The organism is Luteolibacter sp. Y139, from assembly GCF_038066715.1.
Classification (GTDB): domain Bacteria; phylum Verrucomicrobiota; class Verrucomicrobiia; order Verrucomicrobiales; family Akkermansiaceae; genus Haloferula; species Haloferula soli.
This window is the reverse complement of the sequence record NZ_JBBUKT010000011.1, coordinates 74,809-94,360: the sequence shown is the minus strand read 5'-3', so window position 1 is coordinate 94,360 and position 19,552 is coordinate 74,809. Positions and strand designations below refer to the sequence as shown.

The 19,552-nt window shown below is 63.4% G+C and carries 8 protein-coding genes; 6 read left to right on the top strand and 2 right to left on the bottom strand.

The features are described 5' to 3' along the window. The first annotated feature begins 27 nt into the window (after positions 1 to 27). From WKV53_RS22900 to WKV53_RS22890, 3 genes are read left to right on the top strand one after another with little or no spacing between them, the layout of a single operon-like run. Positions 28 to 3,633, top strand: a complete 3,606-nt coding sequence (locus tag WKV53_RS22900; protein WP_341407146.1) for a 3-keto-alpha-glucoside-1,2-lyase-like domain-containing protein — start codon at positions 28 to 30, stop codon at positions 3,631 to 3,633. Between the two features lie 39 nt (positions 3,634 to 3,672). After that, positions 3,673 to 6,081 (top strand): DUF1549 domain-containing protein, encoded by a 2,409-nt coding sequence (locus WKV53_RS22895; protein WP_341407145.1) that lies wholly within the window; start codon positions 3,673 to 3,675, stop codon positions 6,079 to 6,081. 4 nt (positions 6,082 to 6,085) lie between these two features. After that, positions 6,086 to 7,507: a DUF1501 domain-containing protein gene (locus tag WKV53_RS22890; RefSeq protein WP_341407144.1), complete on the top strand. Its 1,422-nt coding sequence runs from the start codon at positions 6,086 to 6,088 to the stop codon at positions 7,505 to 7,507. Here WKV53_RS22890 and WKV53_RS22885 read toward each other — a convergent pair. Continuing rightward, positions 7,504 to 7,992, bottom strand: coding sequence for a DUF4240 domain-containing protein (locus WKV53_RS22885; RefSeq protein WP_341407143.1), 489 nt, complete (start codon positions 7,990 to 7,992; stop codon positions 7,504 to 7,506). The two genes, WKV53_RS22890 and WKV53_RS22885, sit on opposite strands and share 4 nt — an antisense overlap. 323 nt (positions 7,993 to 8,315) lie before the next feature. Between WKV53_RS22885 and WKV53_RS22880 the strand changes: the two genes are divergently transcribed. Beyond that, positions 8,316 to 11,654: an Ig-like domain-containing protein gene (locus WKV53_RS22880; protein WP_341407142.1), complete on the top strand. Its 3,339-nt coding sequence runs from the start codon at positions 8,316 to 8,318 to the stop codon at positions 11,652 to 11,654. Positions 11,655 to 11,786: 132 nt separating this feature from the next. After that, positions 11,787 to 17,459: a lamin tail domain-containing protein gene (locus tag WKV53_RS22875; protein ID WP_341407141.1), complete on the top strand. Its 5,673-nt coding sequence runs from the start codon at positions 11,787 to 11,789 to the stop codon at positions 17,457 to 17,459. Positions 17,460 to 17,493: 34 nt separating this feature from the next. Here the strand turns inward: WKV53_RS22875 and WKV53_RS22870 are convergent, their stop codons facing one another. Continuing rightward, positions 17,494 to 18,384 carry a sugar phosphate isomerase/epimerase family protein gene (locus WKV53_RS22870; RefSeq protein WP_341407140.1) on the bottom strand — a complete coding sequence of 297 codons (891 nt, stop codon included), beginning with the start codon at positions 18,382 to 18,384 and terminating at the stop codon, positions 17,494 to 17,496. A gap of 108 nt (positions 18,385 to 18,492) precedes the next feature. Between WKV53_RS22870 and queG the strand changes: the two genes are divergently transcribed. After that, positions 18,493 to 19,524, top strand: coding sequence for a tRNA epoxyqueuosine(34) reductase QueG (gene queG, locus WKV53_RS22865; RefSeq protein ID WP_341407139.1), 1,032 nt, complete (start codon positions 18,493 to 18,495; stop codon positions 19,522 to 19,524). Positions 19,525 to 19,552: the final 28 nt, after the last annotated feature.

Genomic DNA, 19,552 nt, shown 5'->3' with positions numbered 1-19,552 from the left:
ACGCTCCGTTTCTTGTTTCACCCGTTCATGCAAAAATTTCCATCACTCGCCGCTCTATTCCTCATCGCGCTGCCGCTTCACGGCCAGGAATGGAAACAACTTTTCAATGGCCGCAATCTCGACGGCTGGACCGGAGATCCGCGTCTCTGGCGCGTCGAGGATGGCGTGCTGATCGGCCAGACCGATGACGACAAGCGCAAGCTCGCCGCGAATTCGTTCCTGATCTGGAAAGGCGAAGTCGCGGACTTCGAACTCGAATACAAGGCCCGCGTCGACGCCAACAACTCCGGCGTCCAGTACCGCAGCAAGATCGTCGATCCCAAGCAGTGGATCGTCGGCGGCTACCAGATGGACCTGCATCCGGATCCGAATTACCTCGGCATGCTCTATGAGGAGAGAGGCCGCGGCATCGCCTGCCAGAGCGGCCAGAAGGTGGATCTCGCCGACAAGCCGACCGTCACCGGATCGCTTGATCGTCCCGCCACCAATCTCGCCGAGTGGAATACCTACCGCATCGTCGCGAAGGGTGACACCGCCACTCACTACATCAATGACAAGCCCGTGGCCGAAATCCATGATGTGGATGCCGCGAAGCGTTCGCTGAAAGGCGTGCTGGCCCTGCAAGTCCACGCCGGCCCTGCGATGAAAGCGGAGTTCAAGGATCTGCGGATCCGTACTTTCGCTCCCGCGCCGGTGGCCGTTCCACCGAAGGCCACCGCCGACACCAGCGCCAACCCTCAAACGGTCGAGCCAACGATCTCCTGGATCTGGCAAAACGCCTCACCGGCCGACAACCAGAAGGTCTTTTTCCGCCGTGAGTTCTCGCTGCCGCGCGACATCATCTCCGCCTCACTCACCGTCACCTGCGACAACTGGCAGCGTGTCTGGATCAATGGCAAGGACCTTGGCTTCACCGCCGAATGGGGTGCGCCCGCCAACCACGATGTCTCCAAGTACATCGTCCAGGGCGGCCGCAACGTCATCGCCGTGGAAGGCCGCAACGAAGGTGGCAGCGCCGGCATGGCCTTGCGCTTCTCCGCAACGGTCAAAGGCGGCCGCAAGGCATGGATCGTGACGGATGACAAGTGGCAGACCTCGCTCGAAGCGCCGCGCGGTTGGCAAGAGCCACGCTTCACGCCGAAGGATTGGACGCCTGCCGTGGCTGTCGGCAAAATGGGCGATGGCCCGTGGGGCATGGTCCTCCAGCCGGATTCCGAAGGCGGCGCCCTTCCTGTCGATGTCACTGACAAGTATCAACTCCTTCCCGGCTTCAAGCTCGAGCGCCTCTATCAGGTGCCGAATGTCCAGGGCTCGTGGGTGGCCATGACCGTGGATGGTTCCGGCAAGCTCCTCTGCTCCGACCAGTACGGAAAAATCTACCGCGTCACTCCGGCCGCCAAGCCGGACCAGGAAACGATCGTCACTCCGACCGCCATCCCGCTTGCCGGCGCTCACGGCCTGCTGTGGCACCAGGGCGTGCTCTGGGTCACCGTGAACGAAGGTCCGGAACCTGCCGGCGTCTATCGCGTCACCGACAGCGATCGCGATGGCGAACCCGACAAGGCCGAACGCGTCCTGAGCGTGAAGGGCAATGGCGAGCACGGCCCGCACGCGCTGGTGCCGTCTCCCGATGGCAAATACATCTATTTCGTCGCCGGCAACTTCACCGACCTGCCGGAGATGAAGGACTCGCTGGTCCCTAAGGTGTGGGCAGAAGACCAACTCCTGCCACGTCGCCCGGACGCCCGCGGCCACGCGCAGGATCGCTTCGCACCCGGCGGCTGGGTCGCCCGCTGCAATACCGATGGCTCGAACTGGACGCTCGTCGCCAGCGGCTTCCGCAATACCTACGACATCGCCTTCAATGAGCACGGCGATCTCTTCGGCTACGACTCCGACATGGAGTGGGACCTCGGCATGCCGTGGTATCGCCCCACCCGCATCTGCCACATCCTTCCCGGCGCGGAGTTCGGCTGGCGCAATGGCACCGGCCCATGGCCGATCTACTATGAAGATAGTGTACCGCCGCTCCTGGAAATGGGTCCCGGCTCGCCCACCGGCGTGGTTTCCGGAAAGGACGCCAAGTTCCCCGCGAAGTACCAGAAGGCCATCTACGCCTTCGACTGGACCTACGCCACCATCCACGCGATCCACGCCACGCCGAATGGCCAAGGCTACAAGGCGGAGAGCGAGGACTTCCTTGCCGGCACCGGCTTGCCACTGACCGATGCGGTCATCGGCAAGGACGGCGCGATGTATTTCATGACCGGCGGTCGCCGCACGGCTTCGGCGCTCTGGCGCGTGACCTACACGGGTCGCGAATCGACCGCTCCCGTTCCTTACGAATCCAAGGAGGCTGGCATCGCCAGCAAGGACGGCGCTTGGGAAGGCCTTGGCTCGCCGGATCGCATCGAGCGCTTCAACTCGCGCGTCGCCCTTGAGCTCGTGGGCCCGCAGGCATTCGCCCAGAAGCTCGCCACCGAGAAAGACCCGTGGAGGGTGATCGACGGCTCCATGGGCCTCGTTCGCACCGGCACCAGTTCGCAGCGGGGCATTGCTCTCAACGCCTTGCTCGGCCTCGACTGGGCGAAGCTCGATCTCCAACAGAAGCTCAACTGGCTGCGCGCCGCCGGCCTCGCCTTCGCCCGCCATGGTGAACCGAACGCCGATGAGCGCACCAAGATGATCGCCAAGATTGACGCCGCTTTCCCCTCGGATCAGCGCGAACTCGATCGCGAACTGTGCCGCATGCTCTGCTACTTGCAGGCTCCCGGCATCGTCGGTCGCACGCTGACACTGATGGATACCACCGGCCCCTCGCCGGCACCCGACTGGCTCGCCGTTGCCGCGCGCAATACCCAGTACGGCGGCGACGTGAAGAAGATGATCGAGAACCTGCCACCCGCGCAGGTCATCCACTACATCTACTGCCTGCGCGTCGTGAAGGGCCCGTGGAGCCAGGAAGAGCGGAAGCGCTTCTTCGCATGGTTCGGCCGCCTCACCGAGAAGAGCGGTGGTGCCAGCTATGCCGGCTTCATCCAGGACCTTCGCAAGCAGGCGCTGGAAACCGCCACGCCTGAGGAGCGCGACTGGATCAGCAAGATGGCCCCCGTGGTCACCGCAAACCCGCTGGCCAATCTGCCGCCGGTCCAAGGCCCCGGCCGTGAATGGACTGTCGCCGAGATCGAGAAGCTCGCCGCGACTGGCCTGACCGGTCGCAGCAAGGAGAACGGCAAGAAGATGTTCCAAGCCTCGCTCTGCGCTGCTTGCCACCGCTTCGATGGTGAAGGCGGCTCCGCCGGTCCCGACCTTACCGCTGTGGGCGGACGCTTCACCGTGAAGGACCTCGCCGAATCCGTCCTCGAACCGAGCAAGGTCGTCTCCGACCAATACGCCTTCGACACCGTCTTCAAGAAGGATGGCTCGCAGGTCGTCGGCAAGCTGATCGAGGAAAAGGACGAGCACTGGATCATCGCCACCAGTCCCTTCGACTTCAGCGCCACCAGCGAAATCGAGCGCAGCCAGATCAAGGACATCAAGCCGTCCCCGGTTTCGCCGATGCCCGCCGGCCTGATCAATCGCCTCAATCCGGAAGAGCTGAAGGATCTGCTCGCCTATCTGCTGGCGAAGTAACTCAGGCACCCTTCCAACCAACCTGACCAGCACCGGCGTATGAGGAGAGCCGTCAAATCAACGACCGGGCTGGGTGGGATGGCAGCGGTGCTACTGGCACCGCTCGCCGCCCGGGCGGACGTGGACTTTGCCCACCAGGTCGTCCCGATCCTGAAGGAGCACTGCTCCAAGTGCCACATGGACACCGCCAAAAAAGGCGGCTTCTCCATGAACACCCGCGAGTCACTGCTCGCCGGTTCTGAGGACGGCGCGGTCGTCGAACCCGGCAAGGCGGACGAGAGCGTTCTGTTGGAAAGCGTTCTCTCCGAGGACAAGTCGGACCGCATGCCGCCGAAGGGTGAGCGTGTTCCCGCGGACCAAGTCGAAATCCTCAAGAAGTGGATCAACGAGGGCATGGCGTGGGAGCCCGGCTTCAGCTTTGGCAAGGCTGCCTACGAGCCGCCGCTCAAGCCGCGTCGGCCACAACTGCCGCCGGTGGTGGAAGGCCGCGAAAATCCCATCGATCGCCTGGTCGACGCCTACTTCGCCGACAACAAGGTCACCCGCCCGCAACCTCTCGGTGATGCCGCTTTCATCCGTCGCCTCACCCTCGATCTCACCGGCCTGCTTCCCACGCCGGAAGCCATCGATGCCTTCGTGGCCGACAAGGCACCGGACAAGCGCGAGAAACTGATCACCGCCACGCTTGCCCGCGACACCGACTACGCCGAGCACTGGCTGAGCTTTTGGAACGACCTGCTCCGGAATGATTACCAAGGCACCGGCTACATCGATGGCGGCCGCAAGCCAATCACCGGCTGGCTCTATCAGTCGCTGGTCTCTAACAAACCTTACGACCAATTCGCCCGCGAGCTGCTCGCGCCTCCAACCCCGGACTCGCGCGGCTTCATCGATGGCATCCAGTGGCGCGGCAGCGTCAATGCCTCGCAAGTCCGAGAGATCCAGTTTTCCCAATCCATCTCGCAGACCTTCCTGGGTCTGAACATGAAGTGCGCCTCGTGCCACGATAGCTTCGTGGACCGCTGGAAGCTCGATCAGGCTTACGGTCTCGCCGCCATCTACTCCGAGCGGCCCTTGGAAATCGCGCGCTGCGACAAACCCACCGGCCGCATGGCCAAGGCCGGCTGGATCTTCCCCGAGCTCGGCGAAGTCGATGCAAGTGCGCCCCAACCGGAGCGGCTGAAGCAACTCGCCGGCCTGATGACCCATCCGGACAACGGCCGCTTCACCCGCACCATCGTCAATCGCCTGTGGCACCGCCTGATGGGCCGTGGGATCGTCCATCCGGTCGATGCCATGGACACCCAGCCGTGGAATGAAGACCTGCTCGACTACCTCGCCGTCCGCTTCGTGGATGACGGCTACGACTTGAAAAAGGCACTCGCCTTCATCGCCTCGTCCCAGATCTATCAGTCCCAGCCGGTGGTGACCGCGAAGAATGCCGACCCCGCCATCTTCCGTGGCCCGCTTCCCAAGCGCATGACCGCCGAGGAATTCGTGGATGCCGTGTGGACGCTCACCGGCACCGCACCGGCCAAAGCGAATGACGCAGTCCCGCGCGGCAAGGGAAGCGGCTCCTCCGCCCTCGCCGCCAAGTGGATCTGGTCGGATGCGAATGCCTCGTCGGCAATGCCCGATGACAACGCCATCACGCTCGGCACCGAAGTCACCCTGCCGACCGCACCACTGTCCGCGAAGGCCGTGTTTATCGCCGACAACGAGGCCGAGATCTTCGTCAATGGCCGCTCCATCGTGCACGAGACCATCCGGCCGGAAGGTCCGCGTGGCGTCGCCGTCGACTTGAAGGATCTCCGCGCAGGGAAAAACTCCATCATCGTCATCGCTCGCAATGGCGGCAGTGGGCCAAATCCCGCGGGCTTCCTGTTAGAAGGCCGGATCGAGTTGCCCGATGGCAAGCCGCTCACCATCGCGACCGGGCCGTCATGGAAATGGACTGCCACGCTGCCTGATGCGAAGGGCCGCTTCCCTCGCCCGCCGCAGGATTGGCAGCCAGCTCAGGTGCTGGCGAATCCAGCAGTGTGGGATCGCTTCGTCGCCGCAATGCCTCCGCTCACCGCCGATTCGTCACCGATGGTGCGCGCGTCCTTGGTTCCGGCGGATCTCCTGATGCGCGCACTCGGCCGGCCGAATCGCGAACAGATCGTCAGCATGCGTCCGGACAATATCACCACGCTGGAGGCCATCGACCTCGCGAATGGTGAGCAGCTTGCCGGCCTTCTCAAAAAAGGTGCCGCTTCCCTCTCCGCCGCACGAAAGCCCACGCCCGAGCTGATCGACCAGGTTTTCCTGCGATCCCTCGGCCGCCGCGCCACTGCCGCCGAGAAGAACGGTCTCGGCACCGTGCTCGGCTCGCAACCCACGCCGCAGGCGATCGAAGACCTCCTGTGGATGGTCATCCTGTTGCCGGAATTCCAATTCGTCCGCTAACTCCATGGACAACACACGCCGCACGTTTCTCAAGGCGCTCTCCGCCTCCAGCCTCGCCGCAGCGATGTCCGGCGCTCCACGCGCCTTCGGCAGCGAAGAGGTCGTCCATCCGAAGGCGACTGCCGATTGCTGCATCCTGCTGTGGATGGCCGGTGGCATGGCCGCTCCGGAAACCTTCGATCCGAAGGGCTACCACCCTTTCGAAAAAGGCCTGCCGATCGACAAGATCCTCAGCACCTTCCCCGCCATCAATACCTCGCTCGATGGCGTGAAGATCGGCCAAGGCCTTGAGGAAATCGCAAAGCTGATGGATCGCGCCACGCTGATCCGTTCGCACGTGCAGCCGGACCTGGGCTCCATCCTTCACTCGCGCCACCAGTATCATTGGCACACCGGCTATGTGCCGCCGCAGACCGTCGCCGCCCCGCACATCGGCGCGTGGATGGCGCGCGTGCTCGGCCCGCGCAATCCGGTGATGCCCGCCTTTGTCAATATTGGCCAGCGGCTCGAAGGCATCGGCGAAAGCGAGGAGCTCAAGGCCTTCACCACCGGCGGCTTCTTCGGGTCTGAGTTCGGACCCTTCAATCTCCCCTTCCCGGACGAGGCCGCGCGTTCGGTGCGCCCACCCGAGGGCATGGACGCCAGCCGCTTCGCGAACCGCTACCAACTCTACCGGAAGCTCGTCGACGCGAACCCGCAGCGCGACTTCATGAGCGACTACCAGCAGGAGTCGATGCTCCGCTCGCTGGAAAACGCGCACCGCTTGTTAGGCTCGAAGGAGAAGGAAGCCTTCGACCTCACCCGCGAGTCGAAGTCAGCGCTGGATGCCTATGATTCGGGACGCTTTGGACGCGGCTGCCTCTTGGCCCGGCGTTTGGCGGAAGCGGGTGCACGCTTCATCGAGGTCACCACCGAGTACGTTCCCTTCGTTTACTGGGATACCCACGAGAACGGCCACGACACCGTCGTCAAAATGAAGCAAGAGATCGATCGTCCGATCGCTCAACTGATCCGCGACCTCGAAGAGCGGCGCATGCTGGACCGCACGCTGGTCATCATCGCCAGCGAGTTCAGCCGCGACATGATGATCGAAGGCGTGCCCGGCTCGACGGCGAAGGACCAGGCACGCGTGAAATCCGACACCTTGGAGAGCATGACCCACTACGGCCTGCACCGCCACTTCACCGGCGGCTCATCGGTCGTGATGTTCGGCGGCGGCGTAAAGAAAGGCCACGTTCACGGTGCGACCGCGGACGAACGCCCTCTGGTCGCCGTGAAGGACCCGGTCACCATCAGCGATCTCCATGCCACCATCTTCACCGCCATGGGCATCAGCCCGAAGACAGTCTATGACATCGAGAAGCGTCCCTTCTACGCCACCGAAGATGGCAAGGGGAAGCCAGTGATGAGCCTGTTCGGGTCTTAGCCCCCGAACTTCGCCGCCAGCTTCGGAAGCTTCTCGGCGTTCAGATCCTCGTCATCGAAATCCCACTCTTCACCTGAAGGCTCCAAGGCCGGTGGGTCGTCGGAATGCGGGATCTCCTCGTCGGTGATCGACTGGTAAACTTGGCCGGCCACGTAGCCGAACTCCTCGTTGGAAAGGAAATCTTCTTCGTCCAGGAGATCGGCGAGACTGTCGGGATTCGCGAGAGCCGCTTCGTAGACCTTCTGGCCGCGGGAAATCAGGCCATAGCGGAAGTCGTTGAATCCATCGTCCGAGCAGCCGCCTTCCATGAGATACGCGGCACCCCACAGCGACCAGGTGTAGGCCTTGGCATGAGCGTCATCGAAGTGACGCTGGAAGTCCGCGATCTCGGCCGGTTCGAGTTCTTCGAGACGGCTGGCGAGTTCAGCGGCGGCGTCCTCGGTGTCGAGGCCGTCGAGGAGTTTCCAGAATGCGTTCTTATCCATGCGGGCGGCGACGAAAGCAGATGACGGCCGGGCGGGAAGCGAAAATGTCAGGATCGTGGACTTTGATTCAAACCCCCACCCCGCATTTGGGTTTCGGAACGAAACAACTTTCCCTGCGTCCGAATGGCGACTGAAGACGGCTGGAAGCATTGGGAGTCGCTCCATTCTAACATGCAGAGGCCATTTTGGCAGGGATTGGGAATCCAATTCCATCGTCTCTCCCGGGCACCGGGGTAAAACCGGGGTTCATCGGTTCCAGCCTCGTCGTGCGGACGGCGCTGATCCGACCAAAAACCTAGCCTCCCAGAAAAACCCTAATGCCCATGAAACTAACCTCGTGCTCCACAGGAGTGCTGGCGACTTGCCTCGCCGCGGCGCTCCTGTTCTCCGCGACCCCCTTGTCGGCGCAAACCTTGACCAACCCGGGATTCGATGCCGCCAACTTCACCACCTTCCCAGGCTATGCTTCCGGCAACGGCGGCGCCGCCTCGATCAACGGATGGACGCCCTCGCCGCTCGACCGGGTCGGCCTCAATCCGGCGAGCACCTCCCCGTTTGCCAACAATGGCACGATTCCCAGCACCCCGAATGTCGCCTTCCTCCAGGCCACGGGCGCGGCAACGCCATCGCTTTCAACCACCGTCTCGGGCCTGACGATCGGCACCAAATACAACGTGTCGGTCAGGGTGAATGCTCGTTCGCAGACTCCCGCGAACGTCCCCCATATCCGCTTCTCGATCGATAACCCGGCAGCGGGACCGACCGTCTCTGCGGAAGTGTCTGCCGTCGGGGGCACCGCTGCCTACCGCACCGCCAGCTTTGAATTCACCGCGACGGCCACGTCGCACGTGATCACCTTCACCAATACAAAACCGACGGTAGCTCCTGCGAGTTCCGCCAATGGCGACCACACGCTGCTTCTGGACAGCCTGACCGTGGTCCCTTCGACCAATTCGTGGAGCTTCTCCCCATGGACCGACGATGCGAGTTCCGGAGTCGACTCCAGCTACGTCTACACTCACGCCTTCAAGCTGAGCAATGCCAACACGAACGTGACGATCAATGGCGTCACCTTCTACGGACGCCAGGGCGCGCTGCCGGGCGTCTACAATCTTACCGGGCTCACTGCCTCCGCCGCCTTTGGTGCCGGGGTCCTGCAAGTTACCGGCAATAGCGCCACGCTGGCGAGCCCGTTCCGCTACGACGGCGCGACCTCGGTCACCCTTCAGAACCTGAAGCCGAGCACGCAGTATCTCTTCACCATCTACGGTGCCGGCTGGGATGCGCCGACGGACGCGACGGCCAATCGGGCATCGACCTTCAGCAGCAGCCTCGGAGGCAACTCCTACACGGTGAACCTGAACCAATACGGAAAAGGCCAGGGGATCAAGGTGAACTACACCTACACGACCGACGCGCTCGGTTCGCCGGTGACGATCTCCTATCCGCCCCTGTCCGGCCTCTCCTTCCACACCAGCGCCTTCAGCAACCGGGAAACGACACCCCGCACCGCCACCAGCGCTTGGTCCGTCAATGCATGGCATGATGACTCCGATTCCGGCATCAGCCCGAATCACGTCTACACTCACGCCCAAAGCTACGGCACCACCGTTTCCCCGAACATCAACGGCGTGAACTTCACCGGTATCGCCGGCGTGAATCCCACGGGAACGAATTGCAGCCTCACCCTGCCGACCATCTTCAACAACGATACCAACTCCATCACCGGCTACGGCGCCGCGATGGCGAAGGACTTCGGCTACAATGGCTCCCCGAGCGTCTTCAGCCTCTCGGGCCTGACCGCGGGCAAGCAATACGTCTTCTCGATCTACTCGGCCGGCTTCGGCGCGGGAGCACGCGAAGGAGCATTCTACGGAACAGTCCCCGGCGAGCCCCCGTCCATCCTCAATCAGCATACCTACGGCGACAACCAGGGTATCCGCTTCGATTACTCATACACGGCGACCGCCGCCACTGCCACCATCATGCTCCACGGCATCACCGGCACCGATACGATGCACATCTATGGCAGCAGCAATCGTGAGGCGAACGCCATGGTCGGCGTGGCTCCCACGATCACCCTGCAGCCGGTGGGAGCATCCATCGGCCTTCACAGCAGCTACACCCTGCGGGGTGCAGCCACCGGCAGTGCAACCCTGACCTACCAGTGGAAGCGCGGCACCCAGGACGTCCCGGGAGCGACGGAGCCCGTGCTCCTCATCGAAGATGCCGATGTCTCGGATGGCGGCAGCTACACGCTGGTCGTGACCAATGGCGTCAGCTCCGCCACCAGCAACGCGGCCGTGGTCTCCGTGCTTGAAAACGTCCCCGGTGTCTTCCCCACCGGCGTGAACAACTTCGGCCAGGCACTGCCTGCCGGAGCGACGGATGCGCACTACACGCTCATCGTGAACCCGGACAATCCGTCGAGCACCAACGTGCTCGTCCAAAACCCGATTCCTGGTTCGTGGATTCCTCATTCGGCTACCTCAACCTGGGTCGGCCCACGTACCGTCACCAACGCTGCTGCCGCACTGAACTCGGATGCGGGCGAAGGTCCCGGCACCTACGTCTATCGCACCCAGGTTGATCTGACCGGCTTCGATGTCTCCACCGTGCAGATCACCGGAAGCTGGGCCACCGACAACTCCGGCCTCGCACTCCGCGTGAACGGATCGCCCACCGGCATCACCAACACCGCTGGCGTCACCTACGGCGTGCTGGCCCCGTTCACGATCAATAGCACCAATGCTCCAAGCCTCACGGCCGGCATTAACAACATCGACTTCGTGGTGAACAACGCTGACGCAGTCACCGGATACACCGGCCTGCGAGTCGAAGGCCTGCACGCCATCGGTATCGTTCCGCTGAACACCCCGCCGCACATCGTGGTGCAACCACAAGGCGGCACCGGTCCCCACAATGGTGTCTTCACGCTCGGCGTCGCAGCCAGTGGTTCCGCTACCCTGAGCTACCAATGGTACAAGGGCAGCAACCCGATCCCCGACGCGACCTCCCCGACCTATGAGGTGTCGATCGATGATCTGACCTCTGGCGGCAACTTCAAGGTGCGCGTGACCAATAGCGTCACCTTCGTCGATAGCAACGTGGCCACGGTCACGGTGGGCAATACCAACCCGGCGGTGTCCGATGACAACCTGACCACCGACGCAAACGTGCCGCTCGAGATCAACCCCGTGTTCGACATGTTCGTCAACGACACCGACTCGGATGGGGACACGCTGACGATCGCCAGCTTCAGTGCCACCAGCTTTAACGGCGGCACGATTACCAACGACGGAGGCATTCTCACCTACACGCCGGCAACCGGCTACAGCGGTCTGGATGGCTTCACCTACTCGGTCAGCGATGGCTGGGGCGGCACGTCCGCCCTCGGCACGGTGCTGATCACCGTGAATCCCGCCGCCAGCACGGCTCCGGGTCCGCTGACGCTGGTAGTGGATCTCAATGGCAACTCGGTCACCGGCACCTTCACGGGTGCTCCGGGCGCCACCTACATCCTGCAGCGCTCCACCACCCTGCAAGCGGCGAGCTGGACCAATGTGGATACGGAAGTCGCACCACCTTCGGGCACCGTGACGGTGTTGGACAATGATCCACCGGACGTGCGCGCCTACTATCGCATCTCCTACACGGAGTGACCCACCCGGTTCCTCGATGATTCACGGCTCCGCGGATCCAAGCGATCCGCGGGGCCTTTTTTCGGGAGAGAGCCCGCCCCTCCCCGGCTCTCCTTCCACCCTTACACCCGCTTTTCCTTTTCCATGTTTCCCATGAGATGGCTCCCGCTGCTCGGCGTCGTCGCCACGGCACGATTGTTCGCCGAGACACCCGACGCGGTCGTTACCTTCAACGAGATCAACTACAACCCGGCTTCCGGCCAGGATGCGGAGTGGATCGAGCTTCACAATCAGATGGCGGTGAACGTCGACATCTCCGGCTGGTCGCTGGCGGATGGCATCGACTACGTCTTCCCTAGTAGCACAGTGATCCCCGGCGGCGGATATCTGATCGTCGCGAAAACACCGGCACATGCATCGCTCGCCGGCATCCCCGGCGTACTCGGCCCTTTCACCGGGAACCTTTCGAATAGCGGCGAAACGATCAACCTGCTGAGCCCCACCGGCCGCCTGATGGATCACCTGTCGTATGGCGACAGCGCGCCGTGGCCAGTCACCGCGGATGGTGCGGGTGCCACATTGGCGAAGCGATACGAAGGCCGCAGCGCCGGAGACCCGGCGAATTGGAGGGGCGCGGTCGCCACGCCCGCCGCACTCAACTTCCATTCGCCGGATCAGCCGCTGACCCACGTTTTCACAAACGGCGACACCACCTGGCGCTACCGCGACAATACCGCCGCGCCCGCCGGCACCTGGGCGAATGCCAATTTCAACGACAGCGCATGGTCACAAGGCCAAGCGCCCTTCGCCACCACGGGCATTGCCCCGGTCCTCGGAGCCACCGCGAACCTGGTCGAGCGCTTCCGGGCCGGTGCGATTACCGGCGTTTCGAATGGAGCGGGCTTCACCACATGGAACGACACTGCCACCGATGATGGCGCCACCCAGAGTGCCACATCCGGCGGAAATCCATTTTTCGCCACCAACATGACGCCGAGCGGACAACCCTCGGTCAATTTCGATGGCAACGACGAGTTCCGCACCGCGGTCTCGCCCGGCATTGGACCCACCTCGGGCTTCGTCTATTTCATCGTCTGCCGCGCGAACGCCGCGCCGAGCAGTGGCGGCATCTCCGATGGCAGCGGTGCCTATCTCTTCGACCGCGTACCAACCGTGTCGGATCCGCCGTTGGTCTCACTCAAGGCGGTGAACGGCCGCTACGGCTTTCAGAAGCGCTACGACAACAACAGCAGCCTCGGCGGCCCGGTATCCACCACTGCAATCTCCACCACCCAATTTCAAATCGTCGCAGTGCGGCGGAATCCCGCGCTCAGCCGCTTCGAATTGTGGGTCGATGGAGTGATGGAAGGCACTTCGGCCGACGATGGATCGAGCCTCACCCCGCAACCGATCGTGATCGGCCGCCACGGCAGCCAGCTCAATGGCTTCAATGGCGACATCGCCGAGCTGCTGATTTATCGCGATGCGCTCGGCGATGCCGATTTCCAAGCGACCGGTGCTTACCTCGAAGCCAAGTATGGCCTCACCACCGCCTTCCCCGATAGTGCCGCTCGCACCACACTGGCGTCCAACGCCTCCACCTCCTACTTCCGGAAATCCTTCACCTTCACCGGAGATCCCGCCCGCACGACATTGGAACTCGGGCACACGCTGGCGGATGGCGCGGTCTTCTATCTTAATGGCCAGGAGATCTCCCGCAGTGGCATGGCCAGTGGCAGCGTGAGTCATTCGACGTCCGCACTGGCCGATCTCGCCACCCCGGCCGCAACAGGATATCAGACCGTCCCCTCCACCGCACTCGTGAGCGGTACGAATGTCCTCGCCGTCTCGGTGCATACCGGTGCCTCGGATAACACCGCATACTTCACCGCGAACCTGCGCGGCATCGAGACACCCGTGGATCCCGATTTGCCAGCAGCACTGGAGCTGAATGAAATCGCAGCGTCCGCCTCCCCATCGTTCTTCATCGAAGTCCGGAACCCATCATCACAGACCATTTCGACCAACGGCTTCACGCTGGAAGTTGCCGGTTCCGTGGATGGCACCGATGCCTTGCCGAATACCACAGTGCCTCCGGGAGGCATGCTTCATTTCAACTATATCCAACTCGGCTTCCGCCCCGGTGTCGGCGACAAGGTCATCCTGCGTGCTCCCAGCGGTGCCCCGGTCGATGCCCAGATCGCGGACTCGGTCGTGCGCGGCCGCAGCGACATGTGGCCGGGGCGCTGGCTCTTCCCTTCGTCTGCCACACCGGGCGCGACCAATGCCTTCACGCTCCATCAGGACATCGTGCTCAATGAACTCTGCTACCACCCGGTGGACCTGACACCGGCGAGCGCGGACAAGGAGTGGATCGAACTCCGCAACAAAAGTGCCGCAGCCGTAAACATCGGAGGCTGGCGTCTGGGCAACGGAGTCGACTTCACCTTCCCGGCGAACACGATGATCGCCGCCGGCGGCTATCTGGTCGTCGCGAAGACTCCAGGAAACTTTCCCGTGCCGGGCGGTGTGACCGTGCTCGGCCCGTGGTCCGGCAGCCTGGACAACAGCGGCGAAACGGTGACCCTATTCGACGGAGCGGGCAATCCCGCCGACGAAGTAAACTACCTCGATGGTGGTCGCTGGCCGGGCGATGCCGACGGCGACGGATCCACCTTGGAACTCCGCGACTCCCACTCGGACAACTCACTGCCCGAGGCCTGGGCCGCCAGCAATGAAAGCGCCCGGCGGTCGTGGCAGAACTACAGCTACCGGATGACGGCCAACGCCAGCAGCGTGGGACCGGATGGCCAGTGGCGGGAATTCATCTTTGGTTTGTTAGACGATGGTGACGTGTTGCTGGATGACATCGCCGTGATCGAAAATCCCGACACCACCGCCACACCGATGATCGCCAATGGCAACTTCAGTTCGGGAACGACCGGCTGGCGTTTCCTCGGCAACCATCGCCACGCCGAGGTGATCGACGATCCTTCCCAACCCGGCAACCCGGTGCTGCACCTTTCCGCAAAGGGAGCCACCGAGCACATGCACAACCACGTGGAGACCACCCTCACCAACGGAAGGTCGGTGGTGAACGGCCGCGTCTACGAAATCCGCTATCGCGCCCGCTGGCTCAGCGGATCGAACCGGCTCAATACGCGGCTCTACTTCAATCGCTGCGCGAAGACGACCGAGCTGACGAGGTTTGAAAACCCCGGCACTCCGGGCACGGCGAACTCCACCGCCCTGCCGAATGCCGGGCCCAGCTTCACTCGCTTCACCCACTCGCCCGCCGTGCCGAATGCAGGTCAAAGCGTGACCGTGACAGCACGTGCCGCGGACCCCGACGGGCTCGGCACACTGACACTTGGCTACGCGGTGAATGGCGGATCGTTCACGGCCGTGCCGATGACCGCCACCGGCGACGGAGCCACCTTCACCGCCGTCGTCCCGGGCCAAACCGCCGCCAGCGTGGTGCGCTTCTACGTTTCCGCCACGGATGCGGCGGCAGTACCACAAACCTCGTACTTCCCCGCCGATGGCGTCGCCTCTCACGCGCTCTATCAGGTGAACGACAGCCTGGCCGCCACCAACGGGCTTCACAACATCCGCATCGTGATGGACGCGGCGGACAAGGCCCTGCTCTACCAGGAGAACAACCTGATGAGCAACGAGCGGCTCGGCTGCACGGTCATCTATGACGAGAACGAGGTCTACTACGACGTCGGCGTCCGCTTGAAGAGCAGCCAGCGCGGCCGCCCCTCCGACCAGCGCGTCGGGTTCAATCTCGACTTCAACCAAGGCCAGCTGTTCCGCGGTGTTCATAAGACCGTGGCGATCGACCGCTCGGACGGCCAGGATACCGGCTGCCGCGAAATCCTCTTCGATCACACCATGGCCGCCGGCGGCAACATTCCCGCCGAATACAACGACCTCTGCCAGGTCATCGCGCCGAACCCGGCCCACACCAGCCAGGCGATCCTGCAAATGGCCCGCTACGGCGACGTCTTCCTCGACTCGCAGTTCGAACACGGCAGCGATGGGTCGGCCTGGGAGTACGAGCTGATCTACTACCCGACTACGACCGATGCCAATGGCTACAAGCTGCCCCAGCCGGACGGCGTGGTCGGCACGGACATGACCGACCTAGGCGACGACAAGGAGAACTACCGCTGGAACTTCCTGCAGGAAAACAATCAGGACAAGGACGACTACTCGCGCATCATGGCAGCCGCGAAGCAGTTCTCCAGGAGCGGCAGCGCCTTTGAAGCCGGCTTGACCGACGTCATCGATCCGGACCAGTGGCTCGAAGCACTGGCCCATGCCTGCACCACGGGCGCGGGAGACTCGTTCTTCGACAACTCGAACCACAACGGGATCTTCTATGCCCGGCCGGATGGGCGCGTCCTCTACTTCCCGCACGACATGGACTACGCGTTCAATGCAACGCGCGGCATCTTTGACAATTCCGAACTCCAGAAGCTTGTCGCCAATCCCGCGCGCCGCCGCCTCTACCTCGGCCACCTCCATCATATCTGCACGACCGTCTTCAACCAGAGCTACATGGGGCCATGGGCCGCGCACTACGGCAACTTGCTGCCGGGCCAGGATTTCGCCGGTCACTTGAGCTACATCAACACGCGCTCGAATTACATCCTCGGTGCGATCCAAAGCGACACGCCAACCGTCGCCTTCAACATCACCACCAACAACGGAGCGAACTTCTCCACTCCCTTCAGCCCGGTAACCCTAGCGGGTACCGGCTGGGTGAACGTGCGCAACATCCGCCTCGCCGGATCGAGCGTGCCGCTGGCCGTGACGTGGACATCCTCCACCGCATGGCAAGCCGCCGTGCCAATCGCCTCCGGTCCGAATGCCATCACGCTGGAAGCCGTGGATTTCACCGGCGCCGTGGTTGGCAGCGACAGCATTGTTGTCACGAATACCGGTGGCATCGCGCTGCCCACGCCGTCCACCCTGGTCGTCTCCGAGATCTACTACAATCCACCGGGAGACGTCGAAACCACCGAGTATGTGGAGCTGACGAATGTCTCGAACGCGACGCTCGACCTGAGCAGCGTGAACTTCGCCGCAGGCCTCACCTTCACCTTCCCCGGCGGCACGCTGCTGGCACCCGGAGCGCGGACCCTGGTGGTGAAAGACGTCGCAGCCTTCAACGCCGCGTTTGGAACCGGCAGGCCCATCGCGGGAACCTTCCCCAACAATCTCGATAACTCCGGCGAGCACATCCGGCTGGTCGCCGCCAACGGCACCGAGTTGCACGACTTCACCTACGATGACGTGCCCCCGTGGCCGGTCGAGGCGGACGGCGATGGCTATTCGCTGGTGCTGGTCAATCCCACGACCGCACCGGACCACAAAGATCCGCGGAGCTGGCGCGCAAGCGCGGTGACAGGCGGCGGTACTCCTGGCCTCAGCGACACGCAGAGCTATGCCGACTGGAAGGCCGCGAATGGCAATCCCGGCGACAACGCCGATCTGGACGGTGACGGCTTCACCACGCGCGAGGAGTACTTTCTCGGAGGCAATCCGCAGGTCGCTGACCGAAGCCTCGCACCAACCTTCACCGCCGAGGCAGATGGCAAGTTCCTGATGACGATCACGCGCCGCGCCACTGCGGAAGGGGCATCCGTGACTCCCGAGATTTCCACGAACCTCACCAGCTGGGCCGTGGATGCTGGCGCGGAATTCGTCGGCAGCCAACGGGTGACCACCAGCCCGGCGGTGGATCGCCTGACCTACCGCATCACCCCACCGCCAGGAGGAGCCAAGTTCTTCGCACGCTTCGCCTTCGGCCCCTGAGGAGCGGGGACATCCTTGCCCCCGCACCCACCACTCACGCCAGCCACTTCTTCAAGGTCGCCACGTCGTTCTTCATCGCCTCAAACATGCGGGCAGCCTGATCCTTCCCGCTGATGTATTCGATGTGGACCGAGATCGGCGTGGTCGCCGGAAGAAGCTGCCGAACGAGAGCAGCCGACTTCGGATTCACCGAGCCTTCGCCAAGAGGGCAGGGATTCCACTCACGCCCATCCAGGCGGTAGTCCTTGAAATAAAAAGCCACGATGTGCGGCGCGGCGCGATGCAGGTTCAGCTCCCACGCATTGCCTCCCTCGACGGTCGCATGCGCAAAATCAAACGCGAGGCCCAGCTGCGCCGGATCGATGCCATCAAGCGCCCAGACCATGTCCCAGATCGGCCCACCCACGTAGTTGTTGCCGCGGTGGTTCTGATACTGACCCTGCACGCCGAGCTCCTTGTTCATCGCAGCGATGTCGATGAGCTTGGCCCGGATGTCGGCGAGCTGTGGCGCGATTGGCTTCTTCAGGTCGTAGTTGTAGTGCTTCAGCCGGTAGCGCTTGATGCCGAGTGAAGCCGCGGTCCGGAGCACCTTCGCGTGCTCGTCGCTCGCCTGATCGACATCGGACGAAAGGATCACGATTTCGAGGCCCCGCTTTTTGAAGGCCTCGGCGAAGGCTGGCAGCTTGTCCGGCACGTCCTTCGGCTCGATGTGGCCCCCGGCGCGGATCGGGGCCTCGATGCCGGTCACGCCAAGAGCGGCCACTTTCTCCGCGAGTTCGTCCGCCGGCACCTTTTCCAGCATCTTGGTGAAAACAGCGAGCGGGCGGTCCGCTGCCACCGGGGCGGCTTCCGCCGCCATCAGAGGCGAAATGCCGGTGGCGGCGAGGGCGAGGGCGGAGGATTCGAGAAAGTGCCGACGGTGCATGGTTTCCAAACGTGACGGACCCGCCGGGGATTTCAATCCACCGATTCGGGTAGGGTGGAGAGCCACGCCACAGTTGTCACCCCCCCCTTCCCGCCCCATGGTCCCCCTATGTCCCCGGCCGATGCGATCAAGCAGCTCGCCCGCGAGACCGGCTTCGATGATTGCCGGATCGCGGCCGCGGGCGTGGCGACGCATGCGGACGCCTTCCGGGACTGGATCGGCGATGGCTGCCACGGCGAGATGGCATGGATGGAGCGCACGCCGGAGCGCCGCTGCGACCCCCGCGAGGTACTGCCCGGCTGCAAGGCAGTGGTCTGCCTCGCGCTGAACTACTATCCCGGCCGTAGCGCAGGCGAAGGCTACCGGATCGCCCGCTACGCGTGGAATGACGACTACCACGACATCATCGAGAAGATGCTGCGCCGGATGGACGAGGGCATGCAGGCACTGGGTGGCGCGCAGCGGTTTTACGTGGATACCGGCCCGGTGCTGGAGCGGGACTTTGCCAGCGACGCGGGACTCGGCTGGAATGGCAAGTCGACCGTCCAGATCCACCGCGAGATCGGTACGTGGTTCTTCCTCGCCGAGCTGCTGACCACGCTCGATCTGCCGCCGGACCCGGTCTTCGGCGACCACTGCGGGAAATGCACGCGTTGCATCGATGCCTGTCCCACGAAGGCGATCACCGCGCCGCACCGGGTGGATGCCAGGCGCTGCATTTCCTATCTCACCATTGAGCACAAGGGACCGATCCCGGAGGAATTCCGCGAGGCGATCGGCGACCGGCTCTACGGCTGCGACGCCTGCCTGGAGGTGTGCCCATGGAACCGCTTTGCCAAGGAGGCCCGCGAAGCTCGCTTCCACGCCCGCGAAGCGGTCTTCGCGATGAAGGCACGCGATTTCCTGGCGCTCGACGATGATGCTTTCCGCACGCTTTTCTCCAAATCTCCGATCAAGCGGATCAAGCGCCCGCGTTTCCTGCGAAACGTCTGCGTGGTGCTCGGAAATACCGGCGGAGCGGACGATCTTCCCGCGCTGGATCAGGCGGCGGTCGACCCGGATCCACTGATTGCCGAACACGCCACATGGGCCGTGAAAAAGATCCGCGACAGACTGGCGGAAATCCCGCCCGCAAACTAAACCTCGCTACCGGCACAGGCCGTGCATT